The 20112-nt window shown below is 61.4% G+C and carries 15 protein-coding genes; 11 read left to right on the top strand and 4 right to left on the bottom strand.

Annotated features, from left to right (window positions below):
- The first annotated feature begins 20 nt into the window (after positions 1-20).
- From QB905_RS08485 to QB905_RS08470, 4 genes are read left to right on the top strand one after another with little or no spacing between them, the layout of a single operon-like run.
- A complete protein-coding gene (locus QB905_RS08485) occupies positions 21-503 on the top strand; it encodes an EF-hand domain-containing protein (protein ID WP_282974366.1) in 483 nt (160 codons plus the stop codon).
- 49 nt (positions 504-552) lie between these two features.
- The gene (locus QB905_RS08480) at positions 553-1284 is read left to right on the top strand and encodes an RNA polymerase sigma factor (protein ID WP_349252563.1); all 732 of its coding nucleotides are present in this window, start codon (positions 553-555) and stop codon (positions 1282-1284) included.
- Between the two features lies 1 nt (position 1285).
- Positions 1286-1756 (top strand): hypothetical protein, encoded by a 471-nt coding sequence (locus QB905_RS08475; protein WP_282974364.1) that lies wholly within the window; start codon positions 1286-1288, stop codon positions 1754-1756.
- On the top strand, positions 1753-2286 hold the full coding sequence (locus QB905_RS08470) for a periplasmic heavy metal sensor (protein WP_282974362.1): 534 nt from the start codon (positions 1753-1755) through the stop codon (positions 2284-2286). Before QB905_RS08475 ends, QB905_RS08470 begins: the two co-directional genes overlap by 4 nt.
- 12 nt (positions 2287-2298) lie before the next feature.
- Here QB905_RS08470 and QB905_RS08465 read toward each other — a convergent pair whose 3' ends face one another.
- From QB905_RS08465 to QB905_RS08450, 4 genes are all read right to left on the bottom strand, one after another.
- The gene (locus QB905_RS08465) at positions 2299-4911 is read right to left on the bottom strand and encodes a sensor histidine kinase (RefSeq protein ID WP_282974361.1); all 2613 of its coding nucleotides are present in this window, start codon (positions 4909-4911) and stop codon (positions 2299-2301) included.
- A gap of 93 nt (positions 4912-5004) precedes the next feature.
- Positions 5005-5565 (bottom strand): response regulator, encoded by a 561-nt coding sequence (locus QB905_RS08460; RefSeq protein ID WP_282974359.1) that lies wholly within the window; start codon positions 5563-5565, stop codon positions 5005-5007.
- A gap of 149 nt (positions 5566-5714) precedes the next feature.
- Positions 5715-8384, bottom strand: a complete 2670-nt coding sequence (gene pepN / locus QB905_RS08455) for an aminopeptidase N (RefSeq protein WP_282974357.1) — start codon at positions 8382-8384, stop codon at positions 5715-5717.
- A gap of 296 nt (positions 8385-8680) precedes the next feature.
- Positions 8681-9256 (bottom strand): hypothetical protein, encoded by a 576-nt coding sequence (locus QB905_RS08450; RefSeq protein ID WP_282974354.1) that lies wholly within the window; start codon positions 9254-9256, stop codon positions 8681-8683.
- Positions 9257-9615: 359 nt separating this feature from the next.
- On the opposite strand from QB905_RS08450, the gene ppc reads away from it, so the two are divergent.
- The 7 genes from ppc (at position 9616) to QB905_RS08415 (ending at position 19857) form a co-directional block, all read left to right on the top strand.
- Positions 9616-12315, top strand: coding sequence for a phosphoenolpyruvate carboxylase (gene ppc, locus QB905_RS08445; RefSeq protein ID WP_282974352.1), 2700 nt, complete (start codon positions 9616-9618; stop codon positions 12313-12315).
- A 316-nt stretch (positions 12316-12631) separates the two neighbouring features.
- Positions 12632-14110, top strand: a complete 1479-nt coding sequence (gene zwf / locus QB905_RS08440; protein ID WP_282974351.1) for a glucose-6-phosphate dehydrogenase — start codon at positions 12632-12634, stop codon at positions 14108-14110.
- Positions 14103-14867 (top strand): 6-phosphogluconolactonase, encoded by a 765-nt coding sequence (gene pgl, locus QB905_RS08435; RefSeq protein ID WP_282974349.1) that lies wholly within the window; start codon positions 14103-14105, stop codon positions 14865-14867. Before zwf ends, pgl begins: the two co-directional genes overlap by 8 nt.
- A gap of 14 nt (positions 14868-14881) precedes the next feature.
- A complete protein-coding gene (gene edd / locus QB905_RS08430) occupies positions 14882-16696 on the top strand; it encodes a phosphogluconate dehydratase (protein ID WP_282974347.1) in 1815 nt (604 codons plus the stop codon).
- A gap of 4 nt (positions 16697-16700) precedes the next feature.
- Positions 16701-17807 (top strand): glucokinase, encoded by a 1107-nt coding sequence (locus QB905_RS08425; protein WP_282974346.1) that lies wholly within the window; start codon positions 16701-16703, stop codon positions 17805-17807.
- Positions 17808-17957: 150 nt separating this feature from the next.
- Positions 17958-18593 carry a bifunctional 4-hydroxy-2-oxoglutarate aldolase/2-dehydro-3-deoxy-phosphogluconate aldolase gene (gene eda / locus QB905_RS08420; protein WP_282974345.1) on the top strand — a complete coding sequence of 212 codons (636 nt, stop codon included), beginning with the start codon at positions 17958-17960 and terminating at the stop codon, positions 18591-18593.
- A gap of 169 nt (positions 18594-18762) precedes the next feature.
- Positions 18763-19857, top strand: a complete 1095-nt coding sequence (locus QB905_RS08415; protein WP_461781777.1) for a LacI family DNA-binding transcriptional regulator — start codon at positions 18763-18765, stop codon at positions 19855-19857.
- Positions 19858-20112: the final 255 nt, after the last annotated feature.

Genomic DNA, 20112 nt, shown 5'->3' with positions numbered 1-20112 from the left:
CATTTTACGGAATGACGCTCATGTCGCGTATTACACTGACCTCTTCCGCCCTGGTGGCGGTGCTCTTGACGGCGTCCGGTCTGACCGCGGGCGTAGCTTTCGCCCAGGGGCAGGGCATGGGCCAGGGCATGGGCCAGGGCGGGGGGCACGACCGTGGCGGGCCGCTCGGTATGCTGGGCCGTTATGATACGGATCATGATGGCAAGATCAGCCTCGCCGAATATGAGGCCGGTCGCCAGATGATGTTTAACCGCATGGACGCCGACGGCAATGGCGCGATCAGCTTCGCCGAGATCGACGCTATGGCGCAACGCATGAATGGCAAAGGCGGACGCGGCGCTGAACGGATGCAAAAGCGCCTTGATGCGCTGAAAGCCGCCGATACCAATGGCGACCAGTCGATTTCAGCCGATGAGTTCAAGGCCGCCGCCGACGCCGAATTCAAGGCCCTGGACAAGAATGGCGACGGCTTCATCGAAGCCTCCGAAGTCGGCAGGCCATAGGCAGAGGTGACGGCCTGTGTTAAAGGCCTCCATGCAAGGAACGCGAACCATGCGGCATCTGAAGCTCATAACGCCGGAACCTGATCCGGAAGGTTCGAGCGACGTTGCGCCGCTGGCGCGGCCTGTGCATTTGAGCGTTATTCCGGGGAACAGGTTGAGCAGCGATCCCGACGAACTCTTGCTGGAACGCATAGCGCGCGGTGACGCCTCGGCCCTGTCGGTCTTTGTGGCGCGCAAAATGCCCAGACTGATGTCGCTCGGTCGTCGCCTGCTCGGTGACGCCAGCGAGGCCGAGGATGTGGCGCAGGAAACCCTGTTGCGTACCTGGAAGCAGGCGCGCGACTGGGTGCCCGGCAAGGCGCGCATCGATACCTGGATGCACCGGGTGGCGCTCAATCTCTGCTATGATCGCCTGCGCAGGCGGCGCGATAATGTCAGCGCCGACGACATCGAGATCATCGACAGCGCCGCTGGTCCTGCGGCGCTTCTCGAACAGGCCCAGACGGCGCAGCGTTTGCAGACGGCCCTCAATAGCCTGCCGGAGCGTCAGAAGGTGGCGATTACGCTGTGCTATTATCAGGAATTGTCGAATATCGAAGCGGCGGCCATGATGGAGGTCAGTATCGAGGCGCTGGAAAGTTTGCTGGCGCGGGCGCGCCGTGGCCTGAAGGGCTTGATGCAGGGCGATAACGATGTTACCGCCGATCACGCGCCACGGACACGTCAAAAAGACGATCATCGACAGGATAAAAGAACCCGACCCTCAGGGCGGGAGGTATAATATGAACAAGCGTATGGACGAAACCCGTTTTGCAGCGATCCTGGCGGCCTATGGTGCCGAGGCGCGGCGCTGGCCGCAGGCCGAGCGCGAAGCCGCCCTGGCTTTCATGCAGGCCCATGCCGATCTGGCGGATGGCTTGCTGGCTGAGGCGCGCGCCACCGATGGCCTGCTGGGTGGTGTCAGCCTGGCGGAGCATGTGCGCGCCGAGGCCGATCAGGCGGCCGAAATGCGCGCCCTGTCGCGCCTGCTGCCAGCCATGAATGCCGGCATCGATAAGGTGGTCAGCCTGCCCGCGCCGCGTCGTGCAGCGCCAAGGCCGCAAAGCCTGCCGTGGTTGTGGACGGGTATCGGTCTGGCCGCCTGCGTGGCCGGTGCGGCGGTTGGGGCGCACTTAAGCCTGATGAGTATCGGCGATATGCGCGCCCAGACCGTGCTGGCTCAGGTGCAGATTATCGACGGAGACAACAATTGACGGCGCGTAAGTGGAAATGGGCGCTGGGCGTCTCGGTGGCGGTCAATATCTTCCTGCTGGCGGTGATCGGCGGCGGGGCCGTGGTTATTCGGCAAAATATGCATCATTATGAAAAAGCCATGCGCGGGATCAATGCCTGGCGGGCCGCCATCAAGGAACTGACCCCCGCCGAGCGTGATCAGGTGTTTGGCCTGCTCAAGAGCGCGGGTCTGGCGGGTGAGGACGATATGGCCCGTGCGCGCACCCTGCGCCTTCAGGCCAGCCAGATCATCAATAAGGCACCTTACGATGCCACCCAGGCGGCCATATTGTCGGAACAGGCGCGCAATGCCGAGGATGGCGCGCGCTGCAAGATCGAAAATGCGCTGATCGTTGGTATGAAAACCATGTCGCCCAAGGAACGCGCCTTCATCTCCAGTCAGGTGATGCGGCCGTCCTTACGTTTCGGTCGCCTCGGCCATCCGCCGCAGAAGCCGGTGGCGTCATCGCCGCAAGGTGCCCCGCAACACGCCGAACAGGCTTCGCAATAAACCCGTGTTCGATCAGGCGGCGCTGGTGATGCGGCTGCCCTTGCCATCCATTGCACCTTGCGAAGCCTGATGGATTGGCAGGATGATCTGCGCCGTCGTGCCCTGACCCAGAACGCTGTCCACCTCGAAGCGCCCGTGGTGCATTTCGATCAGTGACTTGGTCAGGGCCAGACCAAGCCCTGTACCTTCGCGGGTTTTGGAAAACTGGTTCTCGATCTGCTCGAACGGACGCGCCAGCCGCTCCAGATCCTTTTCGGCAATGCCGATGCCGGTATCGGCGACGCGGATATGGACGTTTTCATCAGTGGCCACGGCGGAAATGGTAATGGTGCCACCGTGCGGGGTGAATTTCACCGCATTGGTCAGCAGATTAAGCAAAATCTGCTTGAGCGCCCGAAAATCGGCGCTGATTTCCGGCAGTTGCGGCAGGTGGACGCGAATCCGCAAGCCCGCCTTTTCGGCGCGCTGGCGCACCAGACGCAGCGTGTCTTCGACCACCTCATCGACCAGAACCGGTTCGAGGCGCAGAGTCAGCTTGCCCGCCTCGATCTTCGACATGTCGAGTATGTCATTGATCAGGGACAGAAGATGCTGGCCGGAACTGAGGATGTCGCCGGCATATTCGCGGTAACGGTCATGACCGAGCGGGCCGAACATTTCCGAGGCCATGATCTCCGAAAAGCCGTTGATCGCATTGAGGGGCGTGCGCAATTCGTGGCTCATATTGGCCAGGAATTCGCTCTTGGCATGATTGGCGGCTTCGGCGCGCAGCTTTTCGATCTCGTAATTACGCGCCAGAACCGTCTGCTGATGGCGGCTCTGCTCCAGTTTCTCGACGAGGCCTTGCAGCATTTCCTCGTTTTCGCGGCTCTTTTCTTCCTGAAGCTTGACGGCGGTGATGTCGGCGCCGGTCAGGACGCGGCCGCCTTCGGCTGTGCGACTTTCCGAGATCTGAATCCAGCGGCCATTATTCAGTTCGGCCTCGATCACGCCCTCACGCTCGTCCTGGGCCGGTTGCTGGCGGCGGATGGCGATCTGCATCACCTGATCGATCAGGTCGCGGGTGGTGCCGGGTTTTAAGAAGCGCGCATCGATATTGAAGGTGTCACCGAAGGTGGCGTTCCACATCAGGAGGCGACCCTTGCGGTCCCACAGCACGAAGGCGTCCGACACCGAATTGATGGCGTCGCGCAGGCGGGCCTCGGCGCGCTGGGCGCGAAGCTGGGCGATACGCTCTTCGGAGACATCGAGCGCCACGCCGCTCAAGCGCGTGAAACCGCCATCGGCGCTGCCGCTGACCGACTGGCCGCGCGCATCGACCCACAGAGATTGTGCATCCGGTCTTGTCACCCGGAACGACACATCAAACGCCCCCTTGCGACGCGCGGCGTCGAGCGCATTGACAACATCGCTGCGGTGTTCCGGCGCAATACGCTGCAAAACCTCGTCGGTGGTGGCCACGCCTGAGCCGCCCCAGCCGAACATGGCACCGGTCACATCGGACATATAGACGAGGTTCTGGTCGAGATCCCAGTCCCAGATACCGCAGCGCGCCGATTCCACGGCCAGCTTGTAGCGCTGTTCATTGGCCTGAAACTGCAAGGTATCGTCACGGCTTTTGCGGGCCTGCAAAAAGAGCAGAAGACCGAACAGCATACCGATCAGCAGTGGGAAACCGGCAAAAAAGATGGCGCGTGTCAGGTCGGCGGAAGGGGAATAGAAGCGTTTGCTCGGCATGGCCCGCAGCAGGATCAGGCCATTATCGACAACGGCCCCGGCGTCTTCGCGCACCGAGGCGATCTTGACAAAGCCGCCTTCCTTGAGCGCGCCCTGAATGAGATTGCGCGAATCGGCGCGATCACGCACCTGCGCATAGGTCACGGCCAGGGCATCTTTCAGCGATGCGCCGATCAGGCTTTCATCGGATGCCTCAACGATCACGCCGTCGCTGTCGATCAGCAGACTCAAGACCTTGTCACCGGGCGCGGCCAGCGAATTGTCGAGGCGGCCCACCAGGTCAGGCTGGCCATTTTCGCCGCGCAGCACAAGATAGGGGCGCGGCGTCGGCACCAGCCTTGAGGCGACCGTCACAATGTCTAGATCACGATGCGCGGCGGCGGCGGCCTGAACGGCCAGGTCGGCATCGTCGCTGCCGCTTTGCGCCAGCAGGCTGCCCCCGGCACTGACCGCGCTGACCGCCAGCAAATGGCCGTGCGCCAGCTTGAGGCCCGTCTCGGTGGCGCTTAAGGGTTCGTCGCGCCGCGTCGCCAGTTGCGCACTGGCCGCTTCCAGCGCCACGCCCGATGCGGTGAAGCGCGAATCGAGACGCGCCGCTTGCAGGCTGGCCGTACTGAGCAGGGCCTGCCCCTCGCTGTCACGGTCGGCGGAAATGCTGTTGCCCAGTTGCATGGTGGACAGGCCGACAAACAGCATCAGGCCGAGCGTCAGGCTGAGCGCACCGATGCGCACCCAGCGCGGCATGGCCATAGCGATATTGTAATTGGCGGCGATGGAGAAGGCCGAGCGCGCCTTGTGCGGCGGGCGGCGAAGCGCGAACGCGCCCGGTTTGGGCGACGATTCGGAAGCTTGCGCCTCTATGCGCTGTTTTTGACGCCCTGCCGCCACGGATAATCCCAAATGATTCGCACTGTACCTGAAGGGTAAACGCGGGGTTAACCTATTGTCGAGAGTCTTAAGGTTTTATAAACCGAATTCTCGTCAGGCCACGTGCTCATCATCGGCGCTGCCGGAACTCTGGCGCTTGCGATTGTTCAGCGGCGGCTGGTGATCCTCGCTCCAGCCCTCGCGCCGTTCCGGGCCCTGATAATGCTGATCCATCTTGCGACGGCGGTCGGGCCCGAAATAATTGCCGGTCTTGATGAAGGGGCGCGGATGATCGACAATGGCCACCACCTTGCGGCGCAGCTCCAGCGCGGTGACCGGCTTGCAGCAAAATTCATTGGAACCGGCATCGCGTGCCGCCAGCACCCGCGAGCGCTCGGAATGGGCGGTCAGCATGATGATCGGCACATAACGGTCGGGGCTGTCCGAAGAATTGCGCACAAGCTGCACGAATTCAACGCCATCCAGCACGTCCATCTGGTAATCGGTGATCACGATGTCGATGGCGTCGTGCTTGAGGCGGTGAAAGGCTTCGGTGGCATCACGCGCCTCGAAGACGTGCAAAGCACCAAAACCACGCAAGATGGTTTTGACGATGCTGATCATGTGGGCGTTGTCGTCCACCACCAGGAACCTGACACGTTCAAGGCCAGCCAATCGTCTCTCCTGACGGGAAGTGTGGGCGTGCCGGAAAATCAGACCCGGCACGTCGCGAATCTAGGGCGGTTATCCTTAAGATTGGTTAAGGATTTCTCCGTTTCGCTCACATCCACCGAAAAAACAATGCGGGCTTTGCGGTGGAAGGCCTAATCCTCCAGCGCCTTGCTGGCCAGTTCGAACACATTTTTCGACAGGCCGGATGTGGCGCGAATCCGTTCAAGCGCCGCCTGCATCGCTTCGCGCCACGGCGAGGCGTAAACGCGATAACGGCTCAAGGGTTCGATCAAACGCGCTGCCGTCATCGGGTTGAAGGCGTCCACCATCAGGATCTGTTCGACCAGAAAGGCGTAGCCCGAACCGTCAGTGGCGTGGAAGGCACCGGGATTACCGGCAAAGGCCTGTACCACCGATCGCCAGCGATTGGGCGTCTTCGCGTCGAAATCGGGATGTTGCGTCAGGGCGCGCACACGCTGGCGCGTTTCGGCCGGGTCGGCATTGGGCGTGCCTGATTGCAGGGCGAACCATTTATCCACGACCAGCGGTTCGCTGCGGAAGCGGGCATAGAAGCTGTCGAGCGCGCTCTGAAAGGCGTCGCCGCCCGCGTAAGGCCCCTTGCTTGCATAAGCCTCCTTGCTTGCATAAGACAGCGCTGACAACCCGCCGATCATATCCGTCATATTGTCGGCATGGTCGAAATGCGCCTCAGCCAAAGCCAGCCGCTCGGCACGGTCTTCAGCCTCAGCATAGCCCGCCATGATCAGGTCGAGCAGGGCGTTTTTCAGGGCGCGCAAACCGGCCGAATGGGCGTCGGGGCTGAACGCATTGGGCAGGCTCACGGCATTATAGAGTTCGCGCAAGGTGGAGCCAAGCTTGAGCGACAGGGCCGATTTGAAGCGCTTGCGGTTTGAGTGCAAAAAGCCGGGATCGACCGGGCGCTGCGTTTGCGCCAGATCGGATTCACTGGGCAGGCTTAAGATCAGCGCCTGAAAAGCGGCGTCGAGCCGCTCGTCTTCGAGGCAGGCGCGCAAGGCATCGGCAAAGCGCGCCACGCCCGCCTCCGGCAAGTGCGGATCAAGGATCAACTGACGCGCCAAACCTTGTGCCGCCTCCCAGCGGTTGAACGGGTCGGCGTCGCCGCGAAAGCGCGCAAAGGCCGCCGCATCGTCTTCCGCCACGGTCAGGATCACGGGTGCCGAAAAATGGCGCAGGGCCGACAGCACGGGGGCCTGCGCCACGTCATGCAGCACGATCTCGGTTTCGGGCGCGCGCAGGATATACAGGCTTTCGGTCGCCGTTTCGCCATCCAGTGTGTAGCTCATGGCCGCGCCATCGGGGTCGAGCAGGCCGAAGCGCAGCGGAATCGGCAGGGGCATCTTGTCGGGCTGGCCGGGCGTGGGCAGGGTGGTCTGGCACGCGGTCAGGGTCAGGGTGCGCGCCTTGTCATCATAGACCGTCTCTATCTCGACGCGCGGCGTGCCGGCCTGGGTGTACCAGTCGAGCCAGCCGGTGAAGCTGTCTCCGGTCACCGCCGAGAAGCTGGCGAGGAAATCCTCCAGCGTGGCCGCCGTGCCGTCATTGGCGGCGAAATAATGATCGAGCGCCTTGCGGTAGGTTGCCGGTCCGACACAGGTTTTCAACATGCCGACGATTTCCGCGCCTTTTTCGTAAATGGTGGCGGTGTAGAAGTTGTCGATCTTGACATAGGCCGATGGGCGCACCGGATGGGCCAGCGGGCCGGAATCCTCAGCGAACTGGCGCGCCCGTAGCGCCCGCACATCCTTGATGCGCGCCACGGCATGACCGCGCTGATCGGCGGAAAAGCCCTGATCGCGGAAGACGGTCAGGCCCTCCTTCAGGCAGAGCTGGAACCAGTCGCGGCAGGTAACGCGATTGCCCGACCAGTTGTGGAAATATTCGTGGGCGATCACGCTTTCGATGCGCTCATAATCGGCATCGGTGGCGGTGTGCGGATCGGCCAGCAGCAGCGAGGCGTTGAAGATGTTCAGCCCCTTGTTCTCCATCGCCCCGAAGTTGAAATCGCGCACGGCCACGATCATGAACAGGTCAAGATCATATTCGCGGCCATAGGTGTCTTCGTCCCATTTCATCGACCGCTTGAGCGCGTCCATCGCGTAGGCGGCGCGTGTTCTCATGCCGGTATCGACATAGATGCGTAAGTCCACGCGGCGGCCCGACATGGTGGTGAAACTGTCTTCCAGCATGTCGAGTTCGCCAGCCACCAGGGCGAACAGATAGCAGGGCTTGAAAAACGGGTCTTCCCACTGGGCAAAGTGGCGATCACCATCGAGGCTGCCGCGTTCGATCAGATTGCCGTTGGATAAAAGGTGCGGGAAACCCGCCTTCGGCGCTTCGATACGCACCCGGTAGCGGCTTAAGCTGTCGGGCCGGTCGAGGCTGTAGGTGATCTTGCGAAAGCCCTCCGCCTCGCATTGCGTGCAAAAGCGGCCCGACGACATATAGAGGCCTTCCAGCGTTTTATTGTTCGACGGGTCGATCTCGACCTCGGTTTCGAGCGTGAAGCTGTCCGGCACATTCGGGAGGGTCAGGTTTTCGTCGCTCAGCGCATAGTCGGCCGGGGTGAGGGGACGGCCATCCAGCGCGACCGAGATCAGTTTCAGGCGCTCGCCCATCAAAACCAGCGGCGCGTCCTTATGCCCCTTACGTTCCACCGTCAGGCGCGCCTTCACCCGTGTCTGAGTCGGGTGCAGATCGAAGGTGAGGTCGATGGCCGGAAAGCTGAAATCGGGTGCGCGGTAATCGGCGAGGCGGATGGGCTGGGGCGTATCTGTGCGCATGACGTATCCTGAAGGGCCTGAAATCAGTGTTCTACCGATTTAGGCCTCATGCGCGGGATGCGCCACCCATAGGCGCTGATTTTTCTTTCAGCGCGGCGTGGAACGGTGCTTTATTTCAGGAATTTAACCACGGAAAACACGGATCATGGCCTGTGGCCATGGCACGGAAGTAGGGCGCGTCATCACCAACCCGCTCGATTTACATGTGGCATCCGTGACGACGCGAAGCGGCGGTCCGTGTTTTCCGTGGTTAAAAATGCGAGGGTCGTGATGGCAAAACACCGCAGATACAGAGCCTAAACCCCGGTTTTTGCCTTCGGGCTGGCCGTCTCGACACCGTCGTTTTCGACCGCCTTGCGCACCTGTTCGGCGCGTTTGACCAACTGGATCAGCTCGTCGTCAATGTCGGCATTGCCGCGGCCGTAATCGGCCAGATCGCGCGCCAGTTTGAGCAGTTTCGGCGCGCTGGCGATCAGGCGGGCCTGCATTTCGATCAGGCCGGGATCGCGCTCATATTCAGCGCCCGGCACGCGCCAGCCGCCCCAATCGTTTTCGTCGGTGACGATCACCGGATAGGTGCCGGGAAAAGGATGGTGGGCGCTTTCTTCCGGTGTCTGCCATTTGTTGCGCGCCCGCATCAGCCGCCAGTTGGCCGCCCTGGCCTCAAAGCCATTGGCGTCAAGTGCTTCGACATCCTTTTCCGCCGCCAGTTCTTCGGCGGCGAAATCGCGGCCCAGCCCGCAATCATAGGTGACGCGGACCGGCTCGTTGAAGCCCTTTACCCAAACCGGATTGACCTTATCGACGACGGCCCAGGTGCCGACGGGTTCGACATAAACACGCTGATGACGATGAAATGTAGCCTTGGCCATAGGGGTTTCCCTGAATTCTTCCGGGTCATTGGATCGTTCAGCTTAAGTGAAAAAGTTTAATATTTCCCATTTCCAGCCATAAGAGCACGTCAGGGCGTATTGCTTTGCAGCAGATGTGAAAAATATCGCCCTGAAATCGCCAGGTAACCTGTTGTATTTATTTGTTATAGCGCTACCATAGTTGCAAAAGAAATCAATCCGCGCCTTGCGGTGCACAAAAAAATGACGCTAAGCTTCGAGGGTAAAAATAACAAAACCGGCCACGCAGAGCCTGCTCGCTGTCGGACGAACTGAACTTGATGTTTGTTTCAGGGCGCTGTCGAGCGGAAGTCTGTGCGCTGGTTTGACCGGAGATACGCATGATGACCGACGCCGTTCTCGATCACGCTCGCCAGCACATCGCCATGCTTGAGGCTTTTCTGCATGAAGCCGTGCAGGATTTCGGCCGCGCCGACATCATGGCCAAGATCGAGGATTTGCAAAACGCCGATTTCGATTTCTCGTCCCTGAGCGAATCCGAGGCGGCCCACGCGGCGCGCATCATGACCTGCCTGTCGGCGCTCAGCGTCATTGCCGAGGATGTCGGCCAGCTTGGCCAGATCGACACGTTTGAGGCCAGCGACGGCACCATGCAGCCGATCGGACTGGTCAATGCCATCCGCTCGGCGCGTCATGACGGGCTCGATAATGCCGAAATCGAGACGACGCTGAATGGCATCCTCGCCTCGCCGGTCTTCACCGCCCACCCCACCGAAATGCGCCGCGCCAGTGTGGTGGCGCGCGAATACGACATTACCCAGCTTTTGCAGGCCTATGAAAAGGCGGGATCACCGTCGGAAAAGGGCGCGCTCGAAGACAGCCTCTACCGCGCCGTTGCCCTGCTTTACAATACGCGCCTGCACCGGCCTGAGCGTATCACGGTGATGGACGAGATCAATAACACCTTAAGCGCCGTCAGCCGCTCGATCCTGCCGGCGCTTTTGACGCTGTACGGCGAATGGAGCCGTGAAATCCCGCTGACCGGGCCGCTGCCGAAAGTGCTCAAGCTCGGCTCATGGATCGGCGGCGACCGCGACGGCCACCCCCATGTTGACGACACCACGCTCAACTATGCCTTCCGCGAACAGGCCCGCCTGATTCTCAGCTTCTATATGGAGCAGTTGGGCAAGCTCGATACCGAACTGACCCTGTCAGAAGAACTGACGCCGGTCAGCGACGCCCTGATCGATCTGGCGCGCAAGGCTGCCAATACCGATGTGCATCGTGCCGACGAACCCTATCGTCGCGCCATCGCCTGGATCCGGGCGCGCCTGACCGGTACGCGCCAGGTTTTGCTCGGCATCGATGAGCGGCGCGGCGCGGGCAAGGCGGCGCCAGCCGCCCCGGCCTATGAGCGCATCCAGACCTTTATCGACGATCTGAATATTATGCGCGATTCGCTGGTGGCCAATGGCGGCAAGCGGCTGGTGGGGCGCACCCTGCGCTCGCTTATTCAGGTGGCGCGTTCGTGCGGTTTCCATCTGTTGTCGCTCGATCTGCGCCAGAATTCCGATGTGCATGAGCGCGTCATCGCCGAACTGTTTACCCACTCACCGGAACTGATCGACTATCTCAGCATGTCGGAATCGGAGCGGATTTCGGTACTGCTGGCCGAGCTGAAAAATAACCGCATCCTGCGCTGGCAGTTTGCCCCCTATTCCGATGAGACGCGCCGCGAACTGAAGATCGTCGATGCCGCCGCCGGGATCGTGCGCCATTATGGCCCCGAAGCCATCGGCGCCTATGTGATCTCCAAGGCCGATTCGGTGTCCGACATTCTCGAAACCCTGGTGCTGATGAAGCAGTCGGGACTGGTGCTGGGCGGTCAGCAGCCGCACACCATGATCCGCGTGTCGCCTCTATTTGAAACCATCGGCGATCTGGAGGCCGCGCCCGACATCATGAAGCGCTGGCTGGGCCTCCCCGCCGTGCGCTCGCTGATGGGCAGACCTGCCGTGCAGGAGGTCATGCTCGGCTATTCGGATTCGAACAAGGACGGCGGCTATACCTCGTCGCGCTGGTCGCTGCACAAGGCGTCGAAAGCCGTCAAAGCCGTGTGCAGCGAGGCGGGGGTAAGCTTGCGTCTGTTCCACGGTCGCGGCGGGTCGGTCGGGCGCGGCGGCGGCCCCAGCTTTGCCGCCATCCTGGCCCAGCCTGAAGGCACGGTCGGCGGCCAGATTCGCGTCACCGAACAGGGCGAAATGATTGCGCGCAAGTTCGGCAATGCCATCACCGCCCACAAGACGCTCGACACCTTCGCCGCCGCCACCTTCCTGTCGTCATTGCCCGATGGCATCGGCACGGAAGGCATTATTTCCGAAGACGACAGGGCGCTGGAAGAACGCTTCACGCCGGTGATGGACGCGATCAACAACGCCTCCTTCAAGGCCTATCGCGGACTTGTTTACGATGATCCGCACTTTCTCGACTTTTTCCGCACGGTGACGCCGGTGGGTGAGATTTCCGATCTCAAGATCGGTTCGCGCCCGGCTTCGCGCACGGCGTCGGGCAAGATCGAGGACTTGCGCGCCATCCCGTGGGTGTTTTCGTGGACCCAGACGCGCTTCATGCTGCCGGGCTGGTATGGCTTTGCGGCGGCGGTGCGCGAAACCGGCACCACGGACGCCACCTTGCGCGAGATGCTGAACTGGGACTTCTTCGACGTTTTTATCGCCAATATGGAGATGGCGCTGGCCTCCAGCGATATGGATCTGGCGCGCGCCTATGCCGATCTGGCCACCGACCAGACCGAGGCCGACCGCATCTATGCCACCATCCGTTTTGAGTTCGAGGATACGGTGGCCCTGATCAAGCGCATTCGTGGCGCCGATTATCTGTTATCGACGCAGGAAAAGCTGCGCGCCTCGATCGAACGCGCCCGTCCGCTGGTGGCCAGCCTCAACCGCTTGCAGACCTATCTTCTGTCGATCCGCCGCCACGGCAACCAGCACAAGCTGGTCAAGCTGGCCATGCAACTGACGGTGAACGGCATCGCGTCGGGCCTGCGCAATACGGGGTGATATGGCCGTTCACCGATTTATGGCGCGCTACCGCTTCGCTGCTTGAGCGCATGTTGTCGCGCTACCGCTTCGCTGCTTGAGCGCAGAACGGCATCGCGTCGGGCTTGCGCAATACGGGGTGATGTCGCGCGTTAATTACCCGCGATCAACCTTGTTTTCCGTTGTCCAATCGGCCTATATGACGCCAAAGAGCGGCGCGGCAGGCCGCTTGCGTACATTGTCGGTTGACCTTCTGTAAAACAGGGGATATGACAGCGCTGTCATACAAAGACCCTGTGTAAGGGGCAGCTTTTAAGTCCGGGATTGAAACACGTACATGTCGAACACGTCTGCTTCCGCTGGCCATCGTCAGCCCGTTTTTGTCCTCGTCGGTGGCACCGGCGATCTGGCCATGCGCATGTTGTGGCCGTCGCTCGCCATGCTCGATCAGGACGGGTTCCTGAGCGAGGACCTGCGTATCATTTCCGTGGCGCGCGAAGATTGCGGCACCGAGGTCTGCGTCGACCGCATCGGTGAGGCGGTGAAAAAGCGCATCGGCAAGGATCTCGAAAAGGACACACTGCCGCGTTTTCGCAAGCGCATCGTGCATGTGGCGCTCGATGCCGCCCATGATGACTGGGGCACGAAACTCAAGGCCGAACTGGGCGATACGGCCCATCTCGATGTCGTCTTCTTCCTGTCGGTGTCGCCGACCCTGTTCAAGCCGATCTGCGAACATATTGCCCGCGCGGGCCTCAATGCTGCGCCCAACCGCGTGGTGATCGAAAAGCCGATTGGCCGCGATCTCGAAACCTCGAAACAGATCAATGACGCCGTTGCCCACGCTTTTGAAGAGTCGCGCATCTTCCGCATCGACCACTATCTCGGCAAGGAGACGGTGCAGAATCTGATCGCGTTGCGTTTCGGCAATACGGTGTTTGAGCCCCTGTGGAACGCCCAGTCGATCGACCACGTCCAGATCACCATCGCCGAAACAGTCGGCACGGCGGATCGTCTTGGCTATTACGATGAGTATGGCGCGGTGCGCGACATGCTGCAAAACCACCTGCTGCAACTGCTTTGCCTGACGGCGATGGAGCCGCCCGCCGGTCTGTCGTCCGATGCCCTGCGCGACGAAAAGGTCAAGGTGCTGAAAAGCCTGAAGCCGATGGACGACGTGCTGCACAAGACGGCGCGCGGCCAGTACGGGCCGGGCTTTGCCGATGGTGAGCGCATCGCCGGTTACGAGGCCGAAAAGGGCTCGCCGTCCGATACCGAAACCTATGTGGCGGTCAAGGTCGAGATCGCCAACTGGCGCTGGGCCGGCACGCCGTTCTACCTGCGCACCGGCAAGTGTCTGCCGTCGCGCGCCACCGAAATCGTCATCCAGTTCAAGGCCGTGCCGCACTCCATCTTTGGCGGCGAGGCGCGCCCCAACCGCATGATCATCCGTCTGCAACCCGATGAAGACATCAAGCTGACCCTGATGAACAAGGCCCCCGGCCTGACCTCCGAAGGTATGCATTTGCAGGCGCTCGATCTGTCCTTGTCGCTCGCCAGCGCTTTCGACGCGAATGGCGAAAAGCCGCCGCGCCGCCGCATCGCCTATGAGCGCCTGATCCTTGATGCGCTCAACGGCAATAACGCCCAGTTCGTGCGCCGCGATGAGGTGGAAGCCGCCTGGGTCTATGTCGATGGCATTGTCCGCCGCTGGAAAGAGGTCGGCATGAAGCCGCAGACCTATCAGGCGGGTACGGTCGGGCCGGTATCGGCCTACACGCTGATGGACCGCGACGGGCGCATGTGGAATGACTGAGTTGGCCCAGAAGATCGAAACCCTGTCGCCGTCGGTGCGTATCCATGAATTTGCCGACAAGGCCGAAGCCGGTGCCTTTGTGGCGGATCAGATCGCCGAAGCGCTGCAACAGGCGCTGGACGAGCGCGGTCAGGCCGTGTGGGTCGGTTGCGGCGGCACCACGCCGAAGCCGGTCTATGAGCGCCTGAACGAAGCCGTGCTCGACTGGTCGCAGGTGACCCTGGCCCAGGTCGATGAGCGCTGGGTGCCGACCGACAGCCCCGATTCCAATACCCGCATGATGCGCGAAGCGCTTGCGCCCGCCATCGATGCCGGTCTGGTGCTGGAAAGCCTGATCCAGGATCTCGATGATCAACAGGCCTGCGCCGACAAGGCCGAGGCGGTTCTGCGCGATCTGGGTGATGGCGATGTGCCCCCAAAAGGCGTCATGTTCGATTTCGCCCTGCTCGGCATGGGGCCGGATGGCCACTATGCCTCGATCTTCCCGCAGCATCCGATCAATGCCACCGTCTATGACGGCCCGCGTCTCGTTTTGCCGGTGGCCGCCACGGACGGCTCCATCGAACCGAAACTGCCGCGCATCACCCTTACCGTGCCCGCCATCAATGCCAGTCGCAGGATTGTGTTCTTCATCACCGGTCAGGCCAAGCTGGATGTGCTAAAATCGATGGCGCGCGATAGCGATCCGTTTGTTTCGCCGATTGGCGCCTTCCTCGCCCAGTGCCCGGTTCCCGTCGATTTCGTCTGGTCGGCCTAAGGTAAATACAGATTATGACTGAACTGCATCCCGTCCTCGCCGAAGTCACCCAGCGCATCATCGAACGCTCGAAAGATCTGCGCGCCGATTTCATGAAGCGCGCCGACCGCTACAAGGCCGATGAGCCGCGCCGCAAGAAGCTGTCCTGCGCCAATTACGCCCATGTGGTGGCGGCCTCGACGCCGGATGAAAAGCTTCAGGCGGCGCTCGATTCCGTGCCCAATATCGGCATTGTCACCGCCTATAATGACATGCTGTCGGCCCACCAGCCCTATCATGACTATCCCGAAAAGCTGCGCGGCTTTGCCCGTAAAGTCGGGGCGACGACTCAGGTCGCCGGTGGCGTTCCGGCCATGTGCGACGGCGTGACGCAAGGCCGCCCCGGCATGGAATTGTCGCTGTTCTCGCGCGATGTGATCGCTATGGGCACGGCGATTGCACTCAGCCATGACGCCTTCGATGCGGCCCTGCTGCTCGGCATTTGCGACAAGATCGTGCCGGGTCTGGTGATCGGCGCTTTGTCGTTTGCCCATCTGCCGGTGATCTTCGTGCCGTCCGGCCCGATGTCGTCCGGCCTGCCCAACCCGGAAAAAGCCAAGGTGCGCACCCTCTATGCGCTGGGCGAGGTCGGACGCGACGCGCTTCTGGCCGCCGAAATGGCCTCCTATCACGCAGCGGGCACCTGCACCTTCTATGGCACGGCCAATTCCAACCAGATGCTGATGGAGATGATGGGGCTGCATGTGCCGGGCGCGGCCTTTGTCCATCCGTCCACGCCGCTGCGCGACGCCCTGACCGCCGCTGCCGTTGAGCGCGCCGCCAAAACGGCTGAAAATTCCAAAGACCCGCACCGTCTGGCCGATGTGCTCGATGCAAAAGCCTTCGTCAATGGCGTGGTCGGCCTGCTGGCTACCGGCGGTTCCACCAACCACACCCTGCACCTGCCGGCGATGGCGCGGGCGGCGGGCATCATCCTGACCTGGGCCGATATGAACGACCTGTCAAAGGTGGTGCCATCGCTGGCGCGCGTCTATCCCAATGGTTCGGCCGATGTGAACCATTTCCACGCGGCGGGCGGCATCGGCTTTGTTATCCGCGAACTTCTGTCGGCGGGCCTGCTGCATGAGGATGTCGAAACCGTCTGGGGCAAGGGTTTGAGCCTGTACGCCAAAGAGCCTGTGCTTGAGGGTGGCCAGTTGATCTGGCGCGACCTGCCCGAACACAGCCTCGATGAAAACGTGCTGCGCCCCGTCTCCAATCCGTTCTCACCCGAAGGCGGTTTGCGCGAAGTCACCGGCAATCTCGGCCATGCTGTGGTCAAGATTTCGGCGGTCAAGCCGGAGCATCGCATCATCGAGGCGCCGTGCGTGGTATTTGACGATCAGGACGATTTTCTGGCGGCCTTCAAGGCGAAGCAACTGCCGGAAGGCGATTTTGTTTGCGTTGTGCGCTTCCAGGGGCCAAAAGCCAATGGTATGCCCGAACTGCATTCGCTGACGCCGTCTCTGTCGTCGATTCTCGATGCCGGACGCAAGGTAGCCCTGGTGTCGGATGGCCGCATGTCGGGCGCTTCGGGTAAGGTGGCGGGTGTCATCCACCTGACGCCGGAAGCGATGGAGGGCGGGCCGATCGCCCGTCTGCAAAACGGCGACATGTTGCGCGTGGACTGCGAAAAAGGGACGATAGACTACCTCGGAAATGCCGCCGAGTTTGCTCAAAGAACAGACGCCAAACGGCCACAAGAAGCCGATGGCGTGGGACGGGAACTTTTTGCGCACATGCGTCGGCAGGTAGGCCCTGCCGATCAGGGCGGCGCAGTTTTTTGGTAGATATATGACAGCGCATTTCGAAACCACGTCGGTGAAAACACCGCCGGGTAAAATCACAACAGGCGAACTTTCTTCCGATGGCATCATCCGTGGTCTGGTCGGCGATATTGGCGGCACCAATGCCCGCTTTGCCGTGGCTGAACGCCCCAGCCTCAGGGCGGGGGGCGGCCATGAATCTGGCGGCCATGAAGGCGGGGCCCATGAAGGAGCGGGCAAGACGCGCCTGACCCATTTCAAGTCGCTGGAAACCTCGGATCACAAGGATTTCTACGACGCCCTCACAGCCTATTTCGAAGAGATCGGCGAAAAGCCGGACTTTGACTATGCCTGCGTGGCGGTGGCCGGGCCGGTCAAGGACGGGGCGATCAAGTTCACCAATCTTGACTGGGAAGTGCGCGAAGACAAGCTGGCCGAAACGGCGGGTGCTAAAAAGGCCAGGCTGATCAATGATTATGCGGCGCTGGCCTATTGCCTGCCGCATCTGGCCGACGAAGACACCAAGATCATCGGCCCGGTGAAAAAAGGCTTCGGCGATGTTCATGCCGTCATGGGCGCAGGCACCGGTTTCGGCGCTTCGGTGCTGGTGGGCGGGCCGTTTGGCCCCTATTGCCTGTCAACGGAATCGGGCCACATCTCGTTCGCCCCCGTCAATGATTATGAGAGCGAAATCCTGCGCTTCCTGCGCAAGAAGCATGGCCGCGTCACGGTCGAAATGGTGCTGTCGGGCCCCGGTCTTGTCAATCTCTATCAGGCCATCGCCTCGATACGTGGCGAGGTGGCGCAGGATCTGACCCCTGCCCAGATTACCCATCTCGAAGGCAATGATGCGCAGGGCTGCCGTTATACGGTGGAAGCCTTCCTCGACATCATGGCCAGTGTGTGCGGCGATCTGGCTCTGGCGCACGGCGCGGTGTCGGGCATGTTCATGGCGGGCGGCATCGCGCCGCGCCTGATCAAACATATCGACGAACGGCGTTTCCGCGCCCGCATGGAGGCCAAGGCCCCGATGGCGGGCATGGTGGCGGCCATTCCGTCGAGCATCATCATCCACCCTTACGCCGCCCTGCTGGGTTCGGCCAACGCCCTGACCGATCAGCAGATACTGGCGTAACCGCCAGTATCTGCATTTTTTGCCTGTGCGCTCAGTCGCCGCGCAGGCTCACGCGCAAATATGCGCGGCGGGCGGTCGCCCTTGCCAAATCCCAATGCGAAGAGCATTGAGATTTGGAAATATGAGATTTTCACTTCAAGGATAACGCCCATGAGCACCCATCCCGACATCCCGAAATTCATGACTATGGGCCCCGTTCTGCCGGTCATGGTCATCCCGTCGCTCGATCAGGCCCTGCCTCTGGCCGACGCCTTGATGGCGGGCGGCATCAAGGTGCTGGAAATCACCCTGCGCACCGATTGCGCCCTTGACGCCATCAAGCTGATCGCCAAGGAACGCCCCGACGCCGTGGTTGGCGCGGGCACGGTTCTGACGCCGAAGGACGCCGAAAAGGCCGCCAAAGCCGGTGCGAAATTTCTTGTCTCTCCGGGCCTGACCAAGTCTTTGGCGCAGCAGGACGCCCTGCCTTTGCTGCCCGGTGTGGCCACGTCGTCAGAAGTGATGAAGGCGCTGGAATGGGGCTTTACCCATCTGAAATTCTTCCCGGCGGTGCCGGCGGGCGGTATTCCGTACCTCAAAGGCATTGGTGGCCCCCTGCCGCAGGCGAAATTCTGCCCGACCGGCGGCATCGACGTGAAAAACGCCGCCGACTTCCTGGCGCTCGATAATGTCCTGTGCGTCGGTGGTTCGTGGGTGGCGCCGTCCAGGGCGATGGCCGAGGGCAACTGGGCCGAGATTACCCGCCTGTCGGCCGAAGCCGTGGCGGCCTTTGGCAAAAAGGTCTGATCAGCCGCAGCGGAATGGTTTGCAGGACAAGACCGGACAGGGGCCGGTTTTAAACCTCTGAAAAGACAGGGCGGATGACAGTTGACAAAGCTGTCATCCGCAGCGCAGTTTAGCAGACCAATTTTCGCGCCCGGCGATAAGCTGCGCGCCTATTTCAGGGACGGCGCGCTTGACGCAGAACAAGGGTTTGGGCCAGCGCACGGGCGAGGCGGGTTTCCGCGCCCCGGCATCCACGTCCGCCAATGCGGTGTCCACCATCAATGATGTGGCGCGTCTGGCGGGCGTGTCGATCAAGACCGTGTCGCGGGTCATGAATAATGAACCCAATGTGCGTGAGGAAACGCGCACTAAGGTCAAGGAAGCCGCCGCTCTTTTGCATTACCGGCCCAATCTGCTGGCGCGTTCGCTGGCCGGTTCGCGCTCGTTTCTGATCGGGCTTCTCTACGATAATCCGTCGTCGAGCTATGTCATCGACATGCAGGAAGGCGTGATCAGCCGCTGCCGCGACAGCGGTTATCACGTCCTGTCTGAGCCGCAGGACAGTCTGGCCCCCGATCTGGGCCGGGCGATTTCCAGCCTTCTGGCCACCATCCGCCTCGACGGCGTGATCCTGACTCCGCCCCTGTGCGATATGGGGCAGGTACTCGATGCGGTCGAGGCTGCCGGTGTGCCCTATGTGCGCGTGTCGCCCTCGACCTTTCCGGGCCGCTCGGCCTATGTCGAAATGGACGATGTGCAGGCCGCCTATGATATGACGCGCTATCTGCTCGATCGCGGCCACACTGACATCGGCTTTGTGCGCGGCCATCCCGAACACGGTTCATCGCACCGCCGCTATGAAGGCTATATCCGCGCCATGAACGAGGCCAGCCTGAAGCCGCGCCTCAACCATATGGCGCAGGGCTATAACAGCTTCGCCTCAGGTCAGGCGGCGGCGCGCAGCCTGTTCAGCGATGCCGGTGACCTGCCCACCGCCGTTTTCGCCAGCAATGACGAAATGGCGTTCGGCGTCATGGCCTATGCCCAGCAGACCGGCATTCGTGTGCCCGATCAGGTGTCGGTGGTCGGTTTTGACGATACGCCCGGCTCGCTGATCATCTGGCCACACCTGACCACCATCCGCCAGCCGGTGACCGATCTGGCCCATGCCGCCGCTGATCTTTTGCTGTCGCGTGCCGAAAACGGCGAGGGCGCGCGTCTGCATACGCGCAGCCGACTTCTGCCGTTCGAGCTGCAACGCCGCGATTCCGACCGCAAGATCTAAATACGCGCAAAAAAAACCCGACAAACCGGAAACCGGTTCATCGGGTATAAAGGCCAGTGCCTTCCAAATAATGCCACATTTAAGAAGGCGCTTTAAAACCACCAAAGGCCAGGGTTATGAAAAAGGGAAAGAAACCCAGGCCCCTGTGATGTGGTTCTAAACACAATCCCGCCACGGCGAACCGCAACAGGAAACAGGGTGATTGTGATTTAGCGCTATCTGACAACGCTGTCAAATAAATAATAATGCAAATAG

The organism is Asticcacaulis sp. EMRT-3 (assembly GCF_030027245.1).
Lineage (GTDB): Bacteria > Pseudomonadota > Alphaproteobacteria > Caulobacterales > Caulobacteraceae > Asticcacaulis.
The sequence above is the reverse complement of the archived record's forward strand: the minus strand, read 5'-3'. Positions and strand labels throughout refer to the sequence as shown.